Origin of the sequence: Chryseobacterium sp. (assembly GCF_045629545.1) — a bacterium.
Taxonomy (GTDB): domain Bacteria; phylum Bacteroidota; class Bacteroidia; order Flavobacteriales; family Weeksellaceae; genus Chryseobacterium.
Genome location: NZ_JAZQRK010000007.1, coordinates 19,621 through 43,134, shown reverse-complemented (window position 1 = coordinate 43,134; position 23,514 = coordinate 19,621). Strand labels below are relative to the sequence as shown.

Annotated in this window: 20 protein-coding genes; 9 read left to right on the top strand and 11 right to left on the bottom strand. The window is 33.1% G+C overall.

From position 1 onward, the window contains the following. Positions 1-298 precede the first annotated feature (298 nt). From glgB to apaG, 7 genes are all read left to right on the top strand, one after another. The gene (gene glgB / locus ACKI42_RS01150) at positions 299-2,230 is read left to right on the top strand and encodes a 1,4-alpha-glucan branching protein GlgB (RefSeq protein ID WP_407401677.1); all 1,932 of its coding nucleotides are present in this window, start codon (positions 299-301) and stop codon (positions 2,228-2,230) included. After that, positions 2,231-3,637, top strand: coding sequence for a glycogen synthase (locus ACKI42_RS01145; protein WP_407401591.1), 1,407 nt, complete (start codon positions 2,231-2,233; stop codon positions 3,635-3,637). Between the two features lie 43 nt (positions 3,638-3,680). Further along, positions 3,681-4,949: a glucose-1-phosphate adenylyltransferase gene (locus tag ACKI42_RS01140; protein ID WP_407401589.1), complete on the top strand. Its 1,269-nt coding sequence runs from the start codon at positions 3,681-3,683 to the stop codon at positions 4,947-4,949. A gap of 68 nt (positions 4,950-5,017) precedes the next feature. After that, positions 5,018-6,058, top strand: coding sequence for a polyketide cyclase (locus ACKI42_RS01135; RefSeq protein WP_407401587.1), 1,041 nt, complete (start codon positions 5,018-5,020; stop codon positions 6,056-6,058). Positions 6,059-6,181: 123 nt separating this feature from the next. Next, positions 6,182-8,998, top strand: coding sequence for a 2-oxoglutarate dehydrogenase E1 component (locus ACKI42_RS01130; protein ID WP_407401585.1), 2,817 nt, complete (start codon positions 6,182-6,184; stop codon positions 8,996-8,998). Positions 8,999-9,037: 39 nt separating this feature from the next. Next, positions 9,038-10,288, top strand: coding sequence for a 2-oxoglutarate dehydrogenase complex dihydrolipoyllysine-residue succinyltransferase (odhB, locus tag ACKI42_RS01125; protein WP_407401583.1), 1,251 nt, complete (start codon positions 9,038-9,040; stop codon positions 10,286-10,288). Positions 10,289-10,369: 81 nt separating this feature from the next. Next, positions 10,370-10,756: a Co2+/Mg2+ efflux protein ApaG gene (gene apaG, locus ACKI42_RS01120; protein ID WP_407401581.1), complete on the top strand. Its 387-nt coding sequence runs from the start codon at positions 10,370-10,372 to the stop codon at positions 10,754-10,756. Here the strand turns inward: apaG and ACKI42_RS01115 are convergent. From ACKI42_RS01115 to ACKI42_RS01105, 3 genes are read right to left on the bottom strand one after another with little or no spacing between them, the layout of a single operon-like run. Further along, positions 10,753-11,307, bottom strand: a complete 555-nt coding sequence (locus ACKI42_RS01115; protein ID WP_407401579.1) for a 3'-5' exonuclease — start codon at positions 11,305-11,307, stop codon at positions 10,753-10,755. The genes apaG and ACKI42_RS01115 overlap by 4 nt on opposite strands. A 24-nt stretch (positions 11,308-11,331) precedes the next feature. After that, a complete protein-coding gene (locus ACKI42_RS01110; protein ID WP_407401577.1) occupies positions 11,332-12,300 on the bottom strand; it encodes a glycosyltransferase family 2 protein in 969 nt (322 codons plus the stop codon). Further along, positions 12,300-13,190: a lysophospholipid acyltransferase family protein gene (locus ACKI42_RS01105; protein ID WP_407401575.1), complete on the bottom strand. Its 891-nt coding sequence runs from the start codon at positions 13,188-13,190 to the stop codon at positions 12,300-12,302. Before ACKI42_RS01105 ends, ACKI42_RS01110 begins: the two co-directional genes overlap by 1 nt. Positions 13,191-13,267: 77 nt before the next feature. Here ACKI42_RS01105 and ACKI42_RS01100 point away from each other — a divergent pair, with 77 nt between their 5' ends. Next, positions 13,268-13,858 (top strand): thioredoxin family protein, encoded by a 591-nt coding sequence (locus ACKI42_RS01100; RefSeq protein ID WP_407401573.1) that lies wholly within the window; start codon positions 13,268-13,270, stop codon positions 13,856-13,858. Positions 13,859-14,105: 247 nt separating this feature from the next. On the opposite strand, the gene ACKI42_RS01095 is transcribed toward ACKI42_RS01100, so the two are convergent. The 4 genes from ACKI42_RS01095 to ACKI42_RS01080 form a co-directional block, all read right to left on the bottom strand. After that, positions 14,106-15,467 carry an aldehyde dehydrogenase gene (locus ACKI42_RS01095; protein ID WP_407401571.1) on the bottom strand — a complete coding sequence of 454 codons (1,362 nt, stop codon included), beginning with the start codon at positions 15,465-15,467 and terminating at the stop codon, positions 14,106-14,108. Positions 15,468-15,680: 213 nt separating this feature from the next. Further along, positions 15,681-17,246, bottom strand: a complete 1,566-nt coding sequence (locus ACKI42_RS01090; protein WP_407401569.1) for a hypothetical protein — start codon at positions 17,244-17,246, stop codon at positions 15,681-15,683. Between the two features lie 2 nt (positions 17,247-17,248). Next, complete coding sequence (locus ACKI42_RS01085; protein WP_407401567.1) at positions 17,249-18,301, bottom strand: HlyD family secretion protein; 1,053 nt, start codon at positions 18,299-18,301, stop codon at positions 17,249-17,251. Positions 18,302-18,306: 5 nt separating this feature from the next. Beyond that, entirely contained in the window at positions 18,307-19,644 is a 1,338-nt protein-coding gene (locus tag ACKI42_RS01080; protein ID WP_407401565.1) for a TolC family protein, read from the bottom strand. Positions 19,645-19,782: 138 nt separating this feature from the next. Between ACKI42_RS01080 and ACKI42_RS01075 the strand changes: the two genes are divergently transcribed. Next, positions 19,783-20,586: a helix-turn-helix domain-containing protein gene (locus tag ACKI42_RS01075; RefSeq protein WP_407401563.1), complete on the top strand. Its 804-nt coding sequence runs from the start codon at positions 19,783-19,785 to the stop codon at positions 20,584-20,586. A 60-nt stretch (positions 20,587-20,646) separates the two neighbouring features. On the opposite strand, the gene rplI is transcribed toward ACKI42_RS01075, so the two are convergent. From rplI to ACKI42_RS01055, 4 genes are all read right to left on the bottom strand, one after another. After that, on the bottom strand, positions 20,647-21,168 hold the full coding sequence (gene rplI, locus ACKI42_RS01070; RefSeq protein ID WP_407401561.1) for a 50S ribosomal protein L9: 522 nt from the start codon (positions 21,166-21,168) through the stop codon (positions 20,647-20,649). 152 nt (positions 21,169-21,320) lie between these two features. Continuing rightward, a complete protein-coding gene (gene rpsR / locus ACKI42_RS01065) occupies positions 21,321-21,623 on the bottom strand; it encodes a 30S ribosomal protein S18 (protein WP_407401559.1) in 303 nt (100 codons plus the stop codon). Between the two features lie 34 nt (positions 21,624-21,657). Then, positions 21,658-21,999, bottom strand: a complete 342-nt coding sequence (gene rpsF, locus ACKI42_RS01060) for a 30S ribosomal protein S6 (RefSeq protein ID WP_407401557.1) — start codon at positions 21,997-21,999, stop codon at positions 21,658-21,660. A 111-nt stretch (positions 22,000-22,110) separates the two neighbouring features. After that, positions 22,111-23,454, bottom strand: a complete 1,344-nt coding sequence (locus tag ACKI42_RS01055) for a chloride channel protein (protein WP_407401555.1) — start codon at positions 23,452-23,454, stop codon at positions 22,111-22,113. Positions 23,455-23,514: the final 60 nt, after the last annotated feature.

Genomic DNA, 23,514 nt, shown 5'->3' with positions numbered 1-23,514 from the left:
TTTGGGAACTAAAATTATTAAAAATTAATTTATGAAGCCGTATAATGTTTTTTCTTAAAACCGATTTTAAATTTAAATCAAATGGATAATTCTGTCTGATGTTGCCAAATGATCAGATACTGATTTTCATTAATAAATCTTTAAGAGGAATTACAATTTTATTAATACTCTTAGTAAGATGAGGTTTCAGAAAATAAAAATTCTTATATTTGAGAAGCAACGAGGATTGTGAGGCAAAAAATAAAATAACATTTATATTGTTCTGAAAATTCTACTGTAGATACTAAAACCAACTATGATGAATATTGTAAAGACTTTTACACTTTTATCGGAAGAAGACATTTATCTTTTCAAAGAGGGAAAACATTATCGACTTTACGAAAAAATGGGATCCCATTCTGTAGAAAAGGATGGTGTAAAAGGGGTTTACTTCTCTGTTTGGGCGCCTCATGCCATGAAAGTGTCTGTAATTGGTAATTTTAATCATTGGAATTCTCAAGATCATATCCTGTTTCCCCGTTGGGATGGATCTGGGATTTGGGAAGGATTTATAGCAGGACTCACTTGGGGAACGCTTTATAAATATGCGATAGAGACCAAAGGAAAAATTTTAGAAAAAAGCGATCCATTTGCACTTAGTTGGGAACAAAATTTACAAGCTGCATCTATGATTTCTACGACTTGGTTTGATTGGGAGGATCAAGATTGGATATCGCAACGTGCAGCTCGAAATAATTTAGATTCTCCAATATCTGTTTACGAAATGCATTTAGGATCTTGGTGCCGAAATGAAGATAATGCCGAAAAATTCTTAAATTATCGAGAAATTGCCGAGAAATTAGTACCTTATATACTAGAAATTGGTTTTACACATGTTGAATTCATGCCAGTGATGGAGTTTCCTTATGATCCAAGTTGGGGTTATCAAATTACAGGATTCTATGCGGCAACTTCGCGTTTTGGTTCTCCACAAGATCTCATGTACCTTATAGATATTCTGCATCAAAATAATATTGGTGTACTGCTAGATTGGGTACCTTCCCATTTTCCTGGCGATGCTAATGGCCTTTATTTGTTTGATGGAACGCCTTTGTATGAATATGCAGATCCGCAAAAAGGGTTTCATCCCGATTGGAAGTCTTATATATTCGATTATGGAAAGAATGAAGTGAAATCTTTTCTTATCTCTAATGCACTATTTTGGCTAGATCGTTATCATGTGGACGGATTGCGTGTAGATGCAGTTACATCCATGCTACATCTGGATTATTCTAGAAAAGAAGGCGAATGGACTCCTAATATAGAGGGTGGTAATGTCAATTTGGAAGCTAAAGCTTTTCTACAAGAATTAAATCTCGCAATTAAAGATCAGTATAAAGAGGATGTCATTACCATTGCGGAAGAAAGTTCGGATTTTCCAAAGCTTACCAAATCGGTAGCGTTGGGCGGTGTTGGGTTTAATATGAAATGGATGATGGGATGGATGCATGATACCTTATATTATTTTAAACAAAATCAAGACAAAAGATCTATTTTTCATCATAAATTAACGTTTGCGTCTATGTATGCCAACAAAGAAAATTATATGATGCCACTTTCTCATGATGAGGTTGTACATGGAAAGGCTAGTTTAATCTATAAAATGTCTGGCGACGAATGGCAAAAATTTGCCAATCTAAGAGCTTTATATGTCTATATGTTTACCAGTTCTGGAGCGAAATTGCTTTTTATGGGGAATGAATTCGGACAAACGTCTGAATGGAATTTTAAACAAAGTCTAGATTGGCATTTGCTTAATTTTCCTATTCATAAGGGTTTGCAAGATTTGGTAAAAGACTTGAACTCTTTATATAAAAATGAAACTGCACTCTACGAAAATCAATTTAATAAAAATGGTTTCGAATGGATAGAAGCAGATGATGCTGAAAAATCCGTTTATACGTATCTAAGAAAAGGAAAGCGAAAAGAGGATGCACTAATGACTGTTCTTAACCTAAGTAAAGATGTTTTCGATTATCAGATTGGGGTCGATTCTGAAACAGATTGGGAAGTGATTTTTAATTCTGATGAGGTTCGATATGGAGGAAGTGGTGTAGAGGCTACTATCTTTAAAAAAGAGAAAACCAAATGGATGAACAGATCCAATTCTATATTTATTAATCTTCCACCATTAGCGGGAATTATATTAAAGAAACAAATAATTGAAACAAAAAAAATTGAAGACCAATAAATGAAGATCTATCATCTAAGTACAGAATGTTATCCTGTTGCAAAAGTGGGCGGCCTAGCCGATGTGGTGGGAGCTTTGCCAAAGTATCAAAACAAAATAAAAGATATTGATGCCAAAGTGGTAATGCCTTGGTATAACAAACACTATGTGCAAGAACACGATTTCGAAATAGTTTTTGATGGTTTTATTCACCAGGCAGACCGTTTACTTCAAGTCCTTATATTGAAGGAGAAAAAAATTACGCTTGGCTTCGAATTATATCTGGTGAAGATTCCTGGGTTGCTAGATCGGGATAATCCTTATGGGTACCAAGATGAAAGTTTTCAGTTCTTGGCTTTCCAACAAGGAATTCTACATTGGATGACGGCGATGAAGATACGTCCAGATGTTTTGCATTGTCATGATTATCATACCGGATTGGTTCCTTTTATGATTGATAATTGCCCAGAATTTGGTTTTCTGAAAGGTGTAAAAACAATCGCAACCATACATAATGGCGAATATCAGGGAATCATGAGTTGGTCTATGGTGAATTATCTACCTGCCTTCGAACATCACAAATGGGGATTGCTAGATTGGAACGGGAACATTAATCCTTTAGCATGTATGATAAAGTGTGCTACAGCATTTTCCACCGTTTCCGAAGGTTATTTGGAAGAATTATTCGTGAGTTTCCGAGGTCTAGAAAGTTTGGTAAGAGACGAATTTTCTAAAGCGTATGGAATTATTAATGGCATCGATAATGAAGTTTGGAATCCTGAAACAGATTCCATGTTAGATTTTAATTATTCCATTAAAGATGTTCATTCGATTAAAGCAAAAAATAAAGCTCAACTATGTAAGGAGTATAATTTGGATCCGAAATTACCTTTGTTTGCATTTATTGGAAGATTTGCTATAGAAAAAGGCGCAGATTTACTTCCCGATGTAGTTTGGAGAAGTATTAAACAATCATATGGAAGGCTCAATATTATCGTTCTAGGTTCAGGAAACACTTACCTTGAAGAAAAACTAAAAGAATTAGATACAGTGTATTCCAACTTTGCTTTGGATATAGGATATAAAGAGCATTTATCTCACCAGATCTATGCCTCGGCAGATTTTCTACTGATGCCCTCTCGTGTAGAACCTTGTGGTCTCAACCAAATGTATGCGATGAGGTACGGCACTGTGCCTGTTGTTAGCTATACTGGCGGACTAAAAGATACTGTGAAAGATGTATCAACAGGAGGTTCTGGTATCAATTTCACTTATCCTGGAGTGCAAGATGTGATACATGCTATAACGAGAGCATTGGGTCTATATCAACAAGAGCAAACGATGAAAGATCTTATTATTTCTAATATGAAATTTGACTTTGCATGGGAAAAGTCTGCACAAAAATACCTAACTTTATATAAAATGTAAAACACAATACTTTAATCATAATTTCAAAATACACCTTATTTTTATGAATAGAAAAGTTATTTCAATCGTACTGGGAGGAGGCAGAGGAACACGACTTTTCCCATTAACCCATTCTAGATCCAAACCTGCGGTACCTATTGCAGGTAAATATAGATTGGTAGATATCCCTATTTCCAATTGTTTAAACTCTGGACTTAATAAAATATTAGTTCTGACTCAGTTTAATTCGGCTTCATTGAATGCGCATATCAAAAATTCTTTTCACTTTGATATTTTTAGCAAAGGTTTTGTAGATATTTTGGCTGCCGAGCAAAATGTAGAAAATGAAAATTGGTTTCAGGGAACAGCAGATGCAGTAAGACAGTCTATGAAGCATCTAGAAAAATATGATTATGATTACATTCTTATTTTGTCTGGAGACCAATTGTACCAAATGGATTTTACGCATATGCTAAAATTTCATACGGATCATGGTGGAGATCTTACTATTGCTACGATACCCGTTAATGCCAAAGATGCTACAGGCTTTGGGATCCTAAAGTCTGATGAGGTAGGCAATATTACTTCATTTATAGAAAAGCCAGAAGAAGAAGCATTATCAGATTTAAAATCTGAAGTTTCTGATAAAAATAAAGTAGAAGGCAAAGAATATCTAGCTTCTATGGGAATTTATATATTCACGAAGACCATTCTAAAGAAAATGTTTGAAGAGGGTGCAGGTGATGATTTTGGTAAAGATATTATTCCTAGTTCTATCGGTAATTACAAAACATTAAGCTATCAGTACGAAGGATATTGGACAGATATCGGAACTATAGAATCTTTCTACGAGGCAAATTTGGATCTTTGTCAGGACTTTCCACAGTTCAATCTATTCTCAGCATATCCTATTTATACAAGAGCTAGAATGCTTCCTCCATCAAAAGTTAACGGATCTTATGTAAGTAAGGCAGTTTTTGGTGATGGATGTATTATTATGGCAGACAAAATAGAAAACTCCATCATTGGGAATAGAACACGCATCGATAAAGGGAGTACTATTGTTAATTCTTATGTTATGGGAGCCGACTTTTATCAGAAGAATGAAGATATCGTACAAAATGATAAAGTGGGCAATCCTAATATTGGCATTGGTAAATATTGCTATATTGAAAAAGCCATACTAGATAAGAACTGTTGTATAGGTGATAATGTAAGAATTATTGGTGGAAAACATATCAAAGATGGAGATTATGGTACGCATTCTGTGCAAGATGGTATCGTAGTTGTAAAGAAGGGAGCTATCCTAAAAGCAGGAACTCATATAGGATAAGATTATAATAATATAACTTTAGTGATCTACTTATTGGTCACTTTTTTTATTTGTATTACATTTGTGCAATGCGTGTTTTTAAATTTATAGCCATTATCATTTTCTTACTAATGGGAGCATACGCCGCTTCTATGTATTATTTTGTGGAAGAAAATAAAAATTTCACAATACAAAAAGAAGTCAATTATCCTTTGGACAAAGTGTTTAATCAGTTCAATAATCTTCAGAATTTTACCCGTTGGAATAACTACTTTCTTACATCTAAAACGATAAAAATAAATTATTATTTGCCATACGAAGGGAAAGGAAGTTCTATCAGTTATCAAGATCAAGATAATGTAATGGGTGGAGAAATGTTTTTAAGATATGAAAACGTAAATAAGACACTCAGATTTCAACTTTTCGAAAATGAAAACGAAAATCCAACGCTAGTAGATATAAAATTTAAAGAATTAACGCCGGAAAAAACAAAAATCACTTGGATTGTTCATACTCCAAAGCTTCCTGTGCTCTCTAGAGTGAAAAATTTTTGGACACAACATCAATTCGTAGAGAATATAGATAAAAGCATGATAAATCTCCACAATGTGCTTGGCAACAAGGTAGAAAGGGATCATCGAATGGCAGCTATAAAATATGATAGCATTATGGTTGAAAAAAAGGAGCCTCAGATGATATTGGGAGTGAATGTAAGTGCCTCTAATAAACAAGATGCACTTTACAAAAATATCGTTATGAATTATAATAAGGTCTATAACTACGTTAGCATGGATCTTGGCAAAAAAGAAGATGAGATAGGGTATCCGACACTTATCACCAACGCAGAAAATTATAAGGATAAGGAAGTTTCTTATTTCTTCGGTATTCCACTATCCAAAAAAGTGGGTATTTCGGATAATAATTTTAGTTTTAGATCCGTTGCTGCAACCCAAAATTATGTGATGTACTACAAGGGATCTTACTCAGGAAGAATAAAGGCTATACAGCAGCTTATACAAAAAGTAAAGAACGACCAAATGAGACATGGTGATTTATGTCAGATATTCGTAGAAAAGCCTCTGGAGGGTCAAGATGTTAATATTAAGCTGTCTTTAGCGGTTTATAAATAGAATGAAAATAAATAAATTCTTTATGTTTTTTTTAAGAGTTTGAAAAGGCTTTAGCTCGGTTTTTTTTATTAAATTTGATGATTAATTAAACTAACATATTTTAATAATAGATAAACTGTAATAATGGACAGATTTTCATTCCTAAACGCAGCTCATTCTCAGTTAATTGAGGATTTATACCAACAATACTTAAAATTTCCGGACTCTCTAGAACCATCATGGAAAGCCTTTTTTCAAGGTTTTGATTTTGCTCTAGAGAACTACAGTGAGGATGAAGTCATCCAATATGTACAGAGCTCAGTGAGTTCTGCTCCAGCAGTTCAACAGATTTCTCAGGCTGCATCTAACGGTGAGGTTCCAGAGCATATCAAAAAAGAATTTAAGGTAGTTAATCTTATTGAAGCTTACAGAACGAGAGGTCACCTCTTCACAAAAACAAACCCTGTACGTGATAGAAGACATTACTCCCCAACTTTAGATATCGAGAATTTTGGACTTGATAGGCAAGATTTAGATACTAAATTCAACTGCGCTATTGAAACAGGTATGAAAGGTCCTGCAACTCTTAGAGAGTTGATCTCGCACCTTGAAACTATTTACTGTGATTCAATTGGTGTAGAGTACATGCACATTAACAATGTAGAGGAAAAAGAATATATCAAGCAATGGCTACAAGTAAATAGTAACCATGCGATACTTAATTCTAACGAAAAAACTGAGATACTACTTAAATTAAATCAAGCTGTTGCATTCGAAAACTATCTACACACAAAATTTGTAGGACAAAAAAGATTCTCTCTAGAAGGAGGTGAAACTTTAATCCCAGCATTAGACCAATTGATTTCAAGATCATCACAGTTGGGTGTAGATGAGGTCGTACTAGGGATGGCTCACAGAGGTAGACTAAACGTTTTATCTAATATATTTGGTAAATCTTACAAACAAATTTTCTCAGAATTTGAAGGAAAAGAGTTTGAAGAAGATGTTTTTTCTGGTGATGTAAAATATCACTTAGGATCTTCAAAAAAAATTAAAACGGCGTCTGGTGAAGAAGTTTCTATTAACTTGACACCAAACCCATCTCACCTAGAAACTGTTGCTGCCTTGGTAGAAGGTATTTGCCGCGCAAAAGTAGATGATAAATTCAAGGGAGATTTTAAAAAAATACTACCAATAGTAATCCACGGTGATGGTGCTCTAGCAGGACAAGGTATTGCCTACGAGGTTGCTCAAATGATGACACTCGAAGGATATAAAACTGGTGGTACAGTGCATATTGTAGTGAATAACCAAGTATCTTTTACAACAAACTATACAGATGCTAGATCTTCTACTTACTGTACAGATATTGCTAAAGTGACAGAATCTCCAGTAATGCACGTGAATGCAGATGATGCTGAAGCGGTAGTACATGCTATCCATTTTGCGGCTGACTTTAGAGCAAAATTTGGTAAGGATGTTTATATCGATCTATTAGGTTACAGAAAATATGGTCATAATGAAGGTGACGAGCCAAGATTTACTCAGCCAAGCCTTTACAAATCAATTTCTTCTCACCCAAATCCAAGAGAAATTTATAAAGAGAAATTAATCAAAGAAAATATTATATCTGATGACGTTCTTAAAACAATGGAAACTGAATTCAAAGCTTTGCTAGATAAAGATTTTGATGCTTCTAAAGAAATTGAAAAAAATGTGATGGATTTGTTCATGGCAGATGATTGGACAACTTTACCTTTGGCTAAAAAGGGATCTGTACAATTGCCAGTGGACACTACATTTGATATTGCTAAATTAAAAGAATTGGCGATTAAAATGTCTACCCTTCCAGGTGATAAAAACTTCATCAACAAAATTACAAGACTTTTTGAAAATCGTATCAAAGCAATCGAAGGAAATTCATTAGATTGGGCATTAGGAGAATTGTTGGCTTATGCTACATTGCTTACTGAAGGACATAATGTAAGAATTTCTGGTGAAGATGTGGAAAGGGGTACTTTCTCACACAGACATGCTGTGGTGAAAACTCAAGATACTGAAGAAGAATATATCCCATTAAAACATGTTTCGGAAAACAGATTTGATGTATTCAATTCTCACCTTTCAGAATATGGAGTGTTAGGATTCGACTATGGTTATGCTATGGCTTCTCCAAATACTTTAACGATTTGGGAAGCTCAGTTTGGAGATTTCGTTAACGGTGCTCAGATTGTTGTAGATCAATATATAGCAGCAGCTGAGGAAAAATGGAAGATCCAAGATGGTCTTATCATGTTATTGCCACACGGATCAGAAGGTCAAGGTGCGGAGCATTCATCAGCTAGATTAGAGAGATTCCTTACGCTTTGTGCAAACGAAAATATGGTAGTAGCCAATATTACTTCTCCTGCCAACTATTTCCACTTGCTAAGAAGACAATTGAAATGGAAATTTAGAAAACCATTGATTGTGATGAGTCCTAAATCTTTACTTAGACATCCAAAAGTGGTTTCTCCACTAGAAGATTTTGCTAATGGAAGTTTCCAACCAATCTTAGACGATCCTACTGCAGATCCTAAAAAAGTAGATAAATTAGTTCTTTGTTCTGGTAAACTATACTTTGAATTATTGGCTAAAAAAGAAGAGCTAAACGCTGATAATGTAGCCTTAGTAAGATTCGAACAGTTGTATCCATTGCAAAATGATGCTATTGAAGATATTTTTGCTAAATATGGTAACAAAAAATCAATCCTCTGGGCTCAGGAAGAACCTGAAAACATGGGTGCTTGGTCTTACATTCTTAGAAACTTTAGAGACACTGGTATCCAAGTCATTTCTCCAATTTCAAGCGGTGCTCCAGCTCCTGGAAGTCATAAGATGTTTGAAAAGAATCAGAACGCAGTGATTAATAGAGTTTTTGATAGAGACGATGCTCCTGTTAATAGACCAGTTACCGCTTAATAAATAATTATACTCAATTTAAAATAAAAAATTCTCAATATGTCAATTCTAGAAATGAAAGTTCCTTCACCGGGCGAATCAATTACAGAAGTTGAAATTGCAACTTGGTTAGTAAAAGATGGTGATTACGTAGAAAAAGATCAACCTATCGCTGAAGTAGATTCAGACAAAGCAACCCTCGAATTACCTGCTGAACAAAGCGGTGTAATTACTCTAAAAGCTGAAGAAGGCGAAGTAGTACAAGTAGGGCAAGTAGTTTGTCTAATTGATATGGATGCTGCTAAACCTAATGGTGCTGCTACACCAGCTGCTGAAGCTCCTAAAGAAGAAGCTTCTAATGTTGCAGAACCTGCTAAGCAAGAAGCACCAAAACCAGCTGTTGCACCTGCACCACAAACTTATGCTACAGGAGCACCTTCTCCTGCTGCGAAAAAAATCTTAGACGAAAAAGGAGTTAGCGCTTCTCAAGTTACAGGATCTGGTAGAGATGGCAGAATTACTAAAACGGACGCTGAGTTAGCTGCTGTACCTTCAATGGGTGGAAACGCTATTAATTCTACAGGTTCTAGAAATGCTACTACAACAAAATTGTCTGTTCTTAGAAGAAAAATCGCTTCAAGATTAGTTTCTGTTAAAAATGAAACAGCAATGTTGACTACTTTTAATGAAGTAGATATGTCTGAAATTTTTAGATTAAGAAAACTATACAAAGAAGAATTTGCAGCTAAACATGGTGTAGGCCTTGGTTTTATGTCTTTCTTCACGAAAGCAGTTACTAGAGCATTACAAATGTATCCTGATGTAAATGCATCTATTGATGGAGATTATAAAATTAATTATGACTTCTGCGATATTTCAATCGCAGTATCTGGTCCTAAAGGATTGATGGTGCCTGTAATGAGAAATGCTGAAAATATGTCTTTTAGAGGTATTGAAGCAACTATAAAAGACCTAGCTATTAAAGTTAGAGACGGAAAAATCAGTGTGGATGAAATGACTGGTGGTACTTTCACTATTACTAATGGTGGTACTTTCGGTTCTATGTTGTCTACACCAATTATCAACCCACCTCAGTCTGCTATCTTAGGAATGCACAACATTATCCAAAGACCAGTAGCAGTAGACGGACAAGTTGTTATTCGTCCAATGATGTATGTTGCAATGTCTTATGACCACAGAATTATTGATGGTAAAGAGTCTGTAGGATTCTTGGTAGCTGTAAAAGAAGCTATCGACAACCCAGTAGAATTACTAATGGGTGGAGACGAAAGAAGAGGATTAGAATTATAATTATCTCCCAAGTTTATAAAATATTAAATCTCGCCTTGAAAAAGGCGAGATTTTTGTATACTGTAATTAAAATTAAAAACAATGTTTTCTAAAATTACATCCAATATTAAGGTTTCAGTAGTTCCAGAATACGACCTTGTGAACAGTTATCCTGCAGAAAACAGATATGTTTTTAAGTACCATATCAGCATTGATAATGAATCTGGATTTCCCATAAAAGTGATGAGACGGAAATGGCTTATCTTTGATGTAGGTTTTGGTTTTACAGAAGTAGATGGCGAGGGTATTATTGGTCTTACCCCAGAATTGCTACCCGATACAAGTTTCAATTATTACTCTAATGTGATGATAAAATCAGGTCTTGGCACAATGAGCGGAGTATATTTAGTTAAAAATGAAGATACAAATGAATTTTTCGAAATTGAAATTCCAAAATTCTCATTATTTGCAGACGTGTTAACGAACTAAAGCTTCTTTATATCTTTAGAAAAATATTCTAATACTTCCTCATTAGAGGTTAAAATTAATTTTTCAAATCCTAATAATGAAATCTGTGCGCAAACTTCTGCATCTGCACCAGCTCTATGATGTTTAAACTGGATATTATGGTACTCTGCTAATGGTGACAAACCATATTTGGGAAGATAATTCCAAGATTTTTTTGCCACTTGTATACTGCATAAATAGTTGATTTTTGGAGAAAATAGGCCATAATACTCCAAGCAAGTACGCATTACACCTGCATCAAAGCTTGCATTGTGCGCTATCATGAGGTTTCCATACATTAAATCTTCTACCTCATGCCAAATTTCATCAAATGTTGGAGAATCTTTCACATCTTGAGGAGAGATACCATGAACATCTATATTTCCTTGGTTAAAATAGGGAAAACTAGGTGGTTTGATCAACCACGTTTTAGTAGAAATAATTTTAGAATCCTCTACAAGGCATATTCCCAATTCACAAGCAGAACTTCTTTCATGAGTAGCAGTTTCAAAATCTAAAGAGAAAAAATTCATAATAAAAATTATTAAAAGGTCGAATTATAGAAAATGTTTAAAAATCAACCATTTAGACTGATAAAACTTTTGATCTTGTTTCTTTTGTCTTAATTTCCAAGTTCCAGGAAGTTGAGCATAGAAACCAAAATGTCCTCTTATAACTGCCCAAAGATGCGAGAAGTCGTATTTATACCAGAAAAAAATCCCAGCGACACCATCTAGACATAATCTGAAAAAAATCAACCAAACCAATGATGGAAAAGGTAAATTTTTTAGCATCATAGAAAGGTTATTTCTAATATTTAAAAATGTTTTCTGAGCGCTTTTCTTATTCAAAGTGCCTCCTCCAACGTGATAAACGGTTGATAAATGTGTGTAAAATATCTTTCTTTCAGTATTTCTAAGACGCCAACACAAATCTATTTCTTCTTGATGTGCAAAAAAACGTGCATCAAATCCATTTTGATCCCAAAAATCTTTAGACCTGATAAAAAAGCAACACCCTGAAGCCCAGAATATTTCAGATTCATCATTATATTGACCTTTATCTTCTTCTACATCATCAAAAACTCTTCCTCTACAATAAGGATATCCCAAATTATCAATCATTCCCCCTGCTGCACCTGCAAATTCGAAATGTATTTTGTTATGGTAAGCTAATATTTTAGGCTGGATGGCAGCGATATTTTTATTTTTCTCGAATAGACTGATAATCGGTTGAATCCAGTTATCTGTTACTTCTACATCCGAATTCAATAGACAATAATATTCTGCCTGAATATTCTTCAGGCCTTCATTATATCCACCTGCAAAACCGTAATTTTTATCATTAATGATAATTTTTACAGTAGGAAAATTAGATTTTAATAAATCAACAGATGCATCTGTAGAAGCATTATCGATCACATAAATATCTGCATCAAACGAATATTTCAGAATACTAGGCAAAAATTTTTCTAACCAATAGATTCCGTTCCAATTTAGTATGGCAATTGCTACTTTTTTAGACATTACAAAACTACTTTTTCTGAATCAAATGTTTTTATAGAATCCTGATATTTCCACTTTCTATGAGACCACAAATAATTGTCTGGCCACCTCTGAATGGTCTTTTCCAGTAGAAGATGAAATTTTTTCACGACTTCATTATTTACAAATCTTTCACCATCAGGTTCTACTTTAATATAATTAATTTGATAAAATCCACGCTTTACTTTTTTCATTTCGCAATAAATAAAAGTAAAATCTAAACGAGTTGCCAATTTATCATACCCAATAAATGCTGGAGTTTTCTGATGCAAAAATTCTAAGCCATAATTAACATGAGAATGATGAGGAGTTTGATCGGCTACAAAAAGATAAATAGAATTTCCATCATTTTTATTTTTTAAAATATGCTTTATAACTTCTGATGCCTCAATCGCTTTGTTCCCAAATTTGTTGCGAACTTTTTTCATTTGGTCTTCCCAAAAATTACTATTCACTTTTCTGTAAACAGGATGGCTATGTTCTTGCGGAACCAAAGTGGCCAATGCGTTCATCCATTCCCAATTGAAAACATGACCCGCCAGCAGTATAATATTTTTTCCTTCTTCTTTGGCTTCAGTAAATAAATGTTGATTGATATGTTGCATTCTCACTTTAGCTTCAGTTTCTGAAATGCTAAAAGATTTTACCGTTTCTACTAAATAATCCGCAAAATTAGAATTAAACTTTTTTCTAATTTCAGAAATTTCTTTATCGCTTTTTTCTGGGAAAGAATTTTTTAAATTTTGTGTAATTATTTTTTTGCGATAACCAACAAACAGATAATTAAGAAATTGAATAATATCCGAAAAAACATATAGTATTTTTAAGGGTATTTTTGAGAGTATGTACAATAATGTAATTAAGAATTTCATAGGAGTTACAAAGCTACGGATAAAAATTTATGGTTTCATTTTTGTATAGATTAAATATCAATTTTTTTTAAAAATTTATGAAAATGGAATTTAGTAAATTAGTATTAATAGGATCAGTACTTGTTGCAAGCTTTTGTGATGCACAAAGTAAAAACGGATCTCAAACTAAAAAAAAAATAGACCTAGACACGTCTATTTCTACAGCAAAAGATACTACAAAAGTGGAGGAACAAAAAAAATTGGCAGCGAGTGAAAATGGCAAACTTCCAAAACCTTATAATGCAAAAGCTGATGCAGAAAAAGATATCTTAGAAAGTATAGCAAAAGCAAAAGCTGATGGTAAAAATATAATATTACAGGCTGGAGGAAATTGGTGTATTTGGTGTTTGCGTTTTAATCAGTTTGTACAGACCACACCCGATTTGAAAAAAATAGTTGATGAAAATTTTGTCTATTATCATCTAAATTATTCTCCTGATAACAAAAATGAAAAAATTTTTGCCAAGTATGGAAATCCAGGAGATAAATTGGGATATCCTGTTTTTATTATTTTGAATTCGGATGGGGAAATGATACATGTACAAGAAAGCTCAATTTTGGAACATGAAAAAGGATATAGCTTGGAAAAGACTAAGAAATTTTTTGAAGATTGGATTTCGAAAAAATAAAATAATAATAAAAGCTTGAGTCGTTAGCGATTCAAGCTTTTTTTTTAAGGTTTAACATATAATTAACATAAAAAATTAAAATATTTTAAAAGTAATAAGTAAAACATTGATATTCAATTAGATGTAATTTTGGTGGAATTGGTAAAATTCTAATCGCTGAGAATCGCTTATATTATTTTTGACGAGTATTTGTGCAGAATATTAAATTCTCAACAGCCTTTGAAGTCTCATATAAATGGTTATTGTTTTAAATAAATTTTTTAATCAAGTTTTTGTTTTTTTCTGTGTAAGGCGGATACTTATAATTTGGTTCGCCCCAAGTTTGTTTTTTTAAGATTGCTTTTTCATGTGAAAAATTTTTAAAACCGAAATCACCATGATAATTTCCTATTCCAGCATTTCCTACACCTCCGAATGGTAAATGGTGATTACTAAGATGCATCACAACATCATTGATGCAACCTCCCCCAAAAGAAATGTTTTCAATAAAATAATCCATCTCACTTTTATCAGTTGAAAATAAATAGGCTGATAATGGCTTTTCAAAATTTTTTACTTGAGCAAACGCATCTTCAAGAGTGGAAAAACTGATAACAGGAAGTAAAGGACCGAAGATTTCATCTTGCATTATTTCTTCACTCCAATCTACAGGATATAAAATAGTTGGTTGGATATATAAATTTTCCTCGTCATACTCGCCACCATAATAAATTTTACTATTGGATAATAGAGATGTAAGTCTTTTAAAATTCTTTAAATTGATAATTCGAGTATAATGTTCAGCATTTTTGGAATATGAAAATTGTTTAATTTGTAATTTTAGAGCATCTAAAAATTCAAGTTGTATTTTTTCATCTACTAATATATAATCTGGAGCAACGCAGGTTTGTCCTGCATTAATAAATTTTCCCCACGCAATTCTTTTCACCGCGACTTTAATATTAGCTGTAGATGTAACTATTACTGGGCTTTTTCCGCCCAATTCTAATGTAACGGGTGTCAAATTTTTGGCTGCAGCTTCGTAAACAATTTTCCCAATTTTTGGACTTCCAGTGAAAAATATTTTATCGAAATTCAATTTTAATAATTCTCCAGTTTCTTCAATTCCGCCTTCTATTACATGTAAATACTCCTTCGGAAAATTGGTATTAATTATTTTTGCTAATGCATTTGAAGTATGCAAAGCCAATTCGCTAGGTTTCAAAATACAAGTGTTTCCTGCTGCTAAAGCACTTACAACTGGTAAAATGGATAATTGAATAGGGTAGTTCCAAGCACCGATCACAAGAATAGTACCTAGAGAATCGTAATATATAAAACTTGATGCGGGCCAATTGGCAAAATTGGTACTTACCCTTTTTGGCTTAGAAAGTTTTTTTATATTTTTTATAAAATAATTGATTTCATTTTTTATGAAAGAAATCTCCGTAGTATAGGTCTCAAACTTAGATTTTCCAAAATCCTTCTCAATAGCTTCAAATAATAATTCTTCATTACTAGCCATTACATCCTGCAATTTTTTCAAGGCACTGATACGAAAATTAATGTCCCTCGTTTGTTGAGATTGAAAAAAGTTGTTCTGTAAAGTGAGTATATTTTGAAATTTCATGTTTTTTTTATTTGTACGTTCTGTTTTCTAATTTAACTAAAAAATATGGATTTTAGTGAATTATTAAGTGCCCTATTATAAAGACATTAAGAGCTATGTAAATTAATTGAAATATTGAAAAAATTGATAATCTAGTAGAGTAATTTTTAACAAAAAAAGCACACTTCATAATGAAGTGCACTCTTCAAGAAAAAAAATACAATAAATTAAAAGCTAATTCTCTTTTTTAAAATGTTTTTTTACAGGGGAATAAAATAAAATTACAATTGATGTCAATACCGTTATTACAGTAAGAATGGTAAAAATTTCTATATTGGATATTAAAATTGTATGGATAGATATTTTTTTTCCTATAGTTTGTGCAGTAATGGAAATAGCATCGTTATTAAGGTGATTTGAAAGATTACCTTCTAAAGTTTTGTCCCACTCTATAGAAAATATTGGATTTGTAGCTAATAAATCATCGGTGATAATTGTTAAATGTTTTTTAGTAAGGAACCAAATAGAATTTTGCATAACAGTGAATCCAACAGTCATTGACCAAAATCTTGTGGTAACACCCATTAATAATGCATGTGACATGATGCTGGGATTCATAGAATCCAGTATATAAAGTACTAATGGTGTAAACAATATACCTTGTGCAAGACCAAAAACGAAGAGTGCAGGTGCAACTTCGTGTGGTGCCACATCAGGAACTAATAGTTGACTAAACCAATAGAAACTAATACCTAGAAATAAAAACCCTAAAGAAAAAAGATATTTAAACTTTGCTTCCTTTATAAGAGCCATAAGTGAGGTAAGTAAACCAATGACAGAGCCATACACAATCCAGTATTGCATGTGCAATACAAATTCCCACGGCCATTTCCATATAACATCCATTACCTGGTATATATTGGATATACTTTGTTTAGTAAAATAAAATATGAAAAATAAAATCATTCCTATTACCACTTTCTTAGATTTTAAAACCTCAAAGTGGAATAAAGGCCTTTTAGCAGTTGCTTGTTGTAGGATAAAAAGTCCACTAAAAATTAGAGCACCAATAAGGGCAATTACAATATAATCGGAATCAAACCAATTGTATCTTTTCCCATAAACGAAGAAGAACGAACCTGAAAGACATGCGGCTGCTAAGAGTAAAAACCCTATCAGCCCTAGTTGATATAATGGTTTTTTAGGAAAAAACCGATTACCATTAAATATGGAAACGTATAATATAAGAGAACCTACGTGGAAGAACATTACTATACGAAGCATCATATTATGATCATAATTATCAATAGCAATTTTTACAATACTTGTAGTGAGAGTAGCACCTGTAAGCATATATCCGTATAATATAGTGTAGGCAATTTTCTTTGCATGCAAGCTTTTTAGTCTAGAAAGTAATACGGGAATAAGAATACAACCTTCTAGTAGTGCAAATAAACCCTGAAGAAATCTTAGAACTATGATGAGTTCATAATTCTTAGTTATTGTCATCGCCATTAAAATCAATATATTAATGGACGTCATTATTAACAGATAGGTTTTCAAATTAAAAAAATGAAAAAACCTTACTGATAGAAGTGTACCACAGACAAACATAGCATACATGATTGAGAACAGGTATTGTACATCATCAATGTCTATATCCAAGAATGAAGCAGTAAAGGTACTATTTGCACTAAATATAGACATCAGCATCAAATGTGGGAAAAGTGCTACACCAAGTATAGGTACTATTGCCCATTTGGGTATCCATTTATAAAATATGGAATTATCTTGGTGCATTTTTATTGATTAATTTTATGGGTAGAAACATGGACATTCATCCCAGAACGAAGTTTTTGATTATCTTTAGAAGATAATAATAATATCTTTACGGGAAATCGCTGCTCAATTTTAACGAAATTTCCTGTTGCATTGTCGGGTTTGATAAGTGAGAAATTAGATCCAGATGCTGGTGATAGAGATTGTACCATACCTACAAATTCTATATTTGGATAAGCATCAGCTTTTATTACAACAGGTTTTGATAGATCAATTTCGCCAATCTGAGTTTCTTTGAAATTGGCAACAATCCATTTTTCTTGGCTTACAATTTGAACTAGTGCTTGACCTTCTTTTATCAATTGACCCTCCTGAATATTTTTTCTTCCTACCCAGCCATCATAAGGTGCAGTGACAACTGTATATGATAAAAATAATTTTGCATTATTTAAAGAAGCGACACTTTGTTGTACCTGGCTTCTTGCAGGAGCAACTCTAGTTTTTTGTTCTGTAGCATTGGCATTCACTACTTCCTTTTGCTGTTGTAATGCTAATAAATCTGATTTTTCTTGCTCATATATGGCTTTTATTGTTTCATATTGTTGTACTGTGGCAGCATCTTCTTCTACAAGGTTTTTATAGCGAATATAGTCTTGCTCTGCACGCCAAACATCCACCTTTGCAGATGCTATTTTTGCATCAATAATTTTATGATCAGATAGTTTTGTATTTACGCTACTTTCTATGGTTGCAATACTTTCTGCATTTACATCAAGATTAGCCTTCGCAATATCTACTTGGTTTACATATTCTCTATTATCGATAATTACTAGCGTATCTCCTTTCTTAACATATTGATTTTCTTCAAATTTGATAGTTCGAATAAATCCAGGTACTTTACTAGAAACTGGCGTGATATATTGTTCTACCTGAGCATCATTTGTACTCACATTTTTACGAGAAAATAGATAAAACGAAACCATAGCAAATATTCCCAAAATAATTAGGATATAAGCGATAATAGAAATCGTCTTATTGATCGTCTTTTCTTTACTTGTTACTTGTTTTTGTGACATGGTTATTAAAGGTTGCCGATGATATGTTGTAGTTGATAATATTTGAGTTGTCTATTTATTTTTACTGATATTAAATTAGATTCTGCTTCCAAATAAGTATTATCAGCATCAATAAGTTCAGTTTGTAGACTCAACTTATTAGCATATTTTGTTTTTACAATTCTATAATTTTCTTGAGCTTGGATTATGGCTTCTTCTGCAATTTTTACTTTCTGCTCTGTCTCTTCCAATTTTTTGTAGGCTTGATACACATCATGGATTACGTTTTCTTCATTTTCCTCAATCACCAGTTTTGCCAATTCTATATTTTCTTTGGCTTCATGCATTTTATATTTATTCTTGTAAAGACTTTCAATAGGGTAGTTTAATTGCACACCTATCATCCCAAGTCTGTAAGCATTAGGCACAAAAGGAATAAACATCATGTTTGGATATTTTAACCAGTATTCACCCTGTGCCGAAATCTGAGGAAGATAATTAGCTCTCGCTATTTTTAGATCCAATTCTCTCTTTGATAAATTCTTCTTTGTGATATCTACCGTCTCATTATGAAGCAATGCGGTTTTTATCAATTCATCAATTACAGGGATTCCTGCGCTTTCAGAGATCAATTCTTTAGTATCTACATGCAATACTACCTCCTCAGAAAGTGCCAACATTGTTTTTAGTTTATGCTCGGCTATTTGGATGTCATTCTCAAGTTCAGTCCAACTCATCTTATGGTTAGACAATTGCAAAGTAGTTCTCAAAACTTCATTATAAGTTACAACACCATTTTCTTTTAGAGATTTTGTTTGCTTTATGTTTGCAGAGTCTTCAATTATTTTATCATTAATAAGGTTTTGCTGTTCTTTCAGATGATGAATTTGTAGGAAAGCTGTAATAATTTGCATTTTTAGTTTTCTTTCATCTAAATGATGTGTTAGAGTAGAAATTTCAGTATCTAAAGATGCTTTTTTCTCATTATTTCTGATCTTCCCTCCCATGTATAAAGGGATTGAAGCAGAAATTGTAAAGTCATACATTGCATTGATGGCATCATATTTTGTAGCTTTGGCAAATACGCCATTTTGGTGTTGGAATAAATTGGTAACTTGGTCGTAACTTGCGTGAAAATTAATATTAGGAAGCTTTTCTCGTTTCAGATCTTTTTCTTTGGTCTCAGACATGGCAACCTTTAGATGGCTTATCTTAATGTTTTTGTTGCTTAACATTGCTATCTCAATCGCTTGTTGTAGGTTAAGATGTTGGTAATCTACACTTTGAGATTTTAGGTGTAAGCTTATTAAAAATAAACCCAATGCGATGTATTTTAATCTACATGCATTAAATATGATATTCATAAATTATTTAATGATTTTTTAATGAATCGATTTTGATGTTGCAAAGTTACGATGCGATGCATTTTGGCTGCTTTGTGAAAACAGAAAAAGATTTGTTCATTTACGCCAATTTAACATTTTAATTTTTAACTTTATATAATGAAAGAAAGCCTTTACAAAGCTATTGAAGAGGATAGTGCAGAGTTTTTTATTTATCATGATTTTAATGGAAATCTAAAAACAGATATTCACAAGCATAATTCTTCTCAATTGATCTATGCAGAAGGAGGTATTGTGCATATTTTTACAGAATACCAACATTGGTATCTGCCTGCTCGATGCTTTATGTGGATGCCCGCTGGAACCTCACATTACATTTTTTCCAATAGTCCAAAAGTAAGTCTATATAATTTTTACTTTAAGAAAGAAGATGGTGAAAATTCATTTTTTGAAGAAATTAACATTTATTCTGTGAGCAATCTATTGCGTGAGATGATATTATATACAAAAGATTGGAATGGGAAAATTTCAGTAGATGATGGAGCTAATTATCATTTTCTTAAAGCCTTAAAAGGTATTTTGCCTACAAAAAGAGATAGAAATTTGCTTTTTCCTGTACAACATCCATTTCCGAAAGACGAAACTTTACTCAGAATCACGCAATTTATCCATGCTAATTTAGATAAAAATTTAACGATTGATTCCACTGCCAAAGAATTCGGTATGAGTACCAGAACTCTTTCTAGAAGATTTAAAGAAGTTTTGGGTATGAACTATGTACGCTTCCTGAGATCGCTACGGATTACAAAATCTGTAGAGTTAATGCTAGAAGAAAAATACAATCTTTATGAGATTGCTATGATGGTAGGCTATAGTAGCTTATCTTCCTTCAGTGCAATTTTCAAAATAGTGATTGGTATAGCACCATCCGAATATTTCAAAAGAATAAAAGATGAAAAATAAACATAAAAAAATCCACTTACTACGAAGTGGATTTATATATAGGTCGATAATATCTAGATATTAAGCCTCTTCAGAAGTTTCATCTTCTTTTACAACTGCTTTAGGAGCAGGTTTAGGAGCAGCAACTACTGGAGGTGCATCAGAAACAATGTCAAATTCGAAGTTATATTCTACATTTCTGTGTAATCTTACGATAGCTGTAACTTTACCAGTTCTCTTGATTGTATTACCAGGAATTTTGATGTATTTTTTCTCAATAGAAACACCTGCTTTAGCTAATGCTGCTGCAAGGTCTGCATTGTTGATAGATCCGAATAATTTGTCACCAGTTCCAACTTTAGCAGGAATAGTGATAGAAGTTTTCTTCAACTGATCTACTACACCGTTCGCTGTAGCGATTAATTTAGCTTCTTCTTCTTTTCTAGCTTCCAAAGTAGCTTCTAATGCCTCTTTGTTTTTTGGAGTTGCTAGAAGTGCAATACCTTGAGGTAACAAGAAGTTTCTTGCATAACCTGGTTTTACGTTTACTGTATCAAACTCTAAACCTAAGTTTTCTACGTCTTGTTTTAGGATAATTTCCATAATTGTTGTTGTCTTGTTTCGATTCTAGATTTCAAATATAAGATTTTCAGATTGCTCTGCATTCTTTAGATCCTGGTCTAAAAACAGTTAGAATTAATATATTTATTCAGCAACAAAAGAAGAGGCGAGCCCCTTCTTTTATTTATTTTTTCTTATTTTAAAAGATCCGCTACGTAAGGCATCATTGCCAAATGTCTAGCTCTTTTGATCGCTGCAGAAACTTTTCTTTGGTATTTTAGAGAAGTACCTGTGTATCTTTTTGGTAAAATTTTACCTTGCTCGTTTACAAATTGTAATAAGAAATCAGCATCTTTGTAATCTACGTGCTTAATTCCGAATTTTTTGAATCTACAGTATTTCTTTTCAGATTTTGTGTTGATATCAAGTGGAGTAAGAAATTTTACTTCAGATTCACCTCCAGCTGAGGCTTGTTTAGCCATATCATCTATTGCCATGTCTTGTCTTTTTTTAAAGGGGTTGGGTTAATAATTAAGCTCTTGATGCTTTAATTTTTGCTCTTCTAGTTACAGCATACTCTACAGCGTGCTTGTCTAGTTTTGTAGTAAGGTAACGGATTACTCTTTCGTCACGTTTGAAAGCTAATTCTAAATCTGCAACAACAGTTCCTTCTCCTTTAAATTCGATTAAAGTGTAGAATCCATTCTTTTTAAGTTGAATAGGATAAGCTAATTTCTTTAGTCCCCAATTTTCTCTAGTGACAATTTCACAGTTCTTTTCTTTTAAAAGATCTTCAAATTTTTTCACTGCTTCCTCCACCTGAGCATCAGATAGAACGGGAGTTAAAATGAAAACAGTTTCGTAATTGTTCATAATGTTAAATGAATTTGTTAATTATTTCGAGGTGCAAAAATAGATATTTAATTTAAAATAACCAAGGAATTTGCATTAATACTTACATATTTATTTATATAAATCCTCTTTTTATCGTGCTTCTTCCAAGAAATTCACCTTTAATGCGTCATATAAAGAATGCCTACTTACCAAAATTGAAATAATAGAGGAGATCATCCCAGCCAGCATAAGATGAAAGATTAAAGAATGTCTATCAGTCATTTCTAATACGATAATTGCTGATGTAAAAGGCGCTCTTGTAATCCCAGTAAGAAACGCTACCATTCCGCACAAAATCACAACATTGGTTTCATTGGATGTTAACTGTATAGCTCCAGAAACAACTGCACCAATACTTGCGCCCGCAGATAGTGCAGGAGCGAAAATTCCTCCAGCTCCTCCAGAGGTAAATGATAATGCAGGACCCAACATTCTTAAAAATGGAATATACCACGCTTCTTGCTTATTGTCTGAAAATAGAACACGTTCCATTAATTCTTTACCAGAACCCAGAATTTCTTTGCTAATGAAATATGCGATGGATGCAATTATAAGAGCGGAAATAACGAGAAATATAATATGTGAAAGGTCAGTTTTCAATGCTTTTTTCTTCCAAGCAGTTATTTTTAGCATAATTACAGATAACTGACTCGCCAAAATTCCGCAAATACCTGCTACCAAAATAATTGGAAACATTACCATTAGGGATACATCCATGGTTTTGGGATAAGCTAAATACAAATAAGAACCAGCCAACGTCTGTGCGGTAAGTCCAGCGATAATAACAGCCGTAAATAATGCTGTTTTGAAGTAATTGATATGTGTTTTGGACAATTCTTCTACCGCAAATACAATTCCACCTAATGGAGTGTTGAAAGCGGCTGCTAATCCTGCTGCAGCGCCCGTCATAATCATGTTTTTCTTTGAAATTTTCGGCCACCAATCTGGCAAATGATTATTAACAGTTCTGAATATGGATCCTGCGATCTGAATTGTTGGGCCTTCTCTACCCACAGCACCACCTCCAATAACTAAAACTACTGAAGATATAATTTTAATAATAAGAATTTTTATACTCAACAAGCTTTTTATCTTATCGTGCTCCTTTGGATTTGCCAACTCTACAGCAGCCATCACTTGTGGAATTCCGCTTCCTTTGGCATTGGGTGCAAAGCTTTTTACTAACCACCAAGAAAGTACAAAACCAATAGGCGCAACAATAAAGATCATCCACGCGTGCCAATGAAGGATAAGCTCTAGCAACATTTCTCCCCAAGCAAACACCTTTGCATAGAAAACAGCAAAAAATCCTGTGATCACAGATCCTATCCAAAAAGGTATTGCCTGTAGAAGATTATTCTTCAAGCGTTCATTCCGAATATTATCAAATGATTTTTTTAGGCTTCTGCGAATAAGGAGAAGAATTTTATGCATCCTTCAAAATTAATTTAATTATTTGTTAAAACTGAAAAATTTAACCTATAATCATAATAT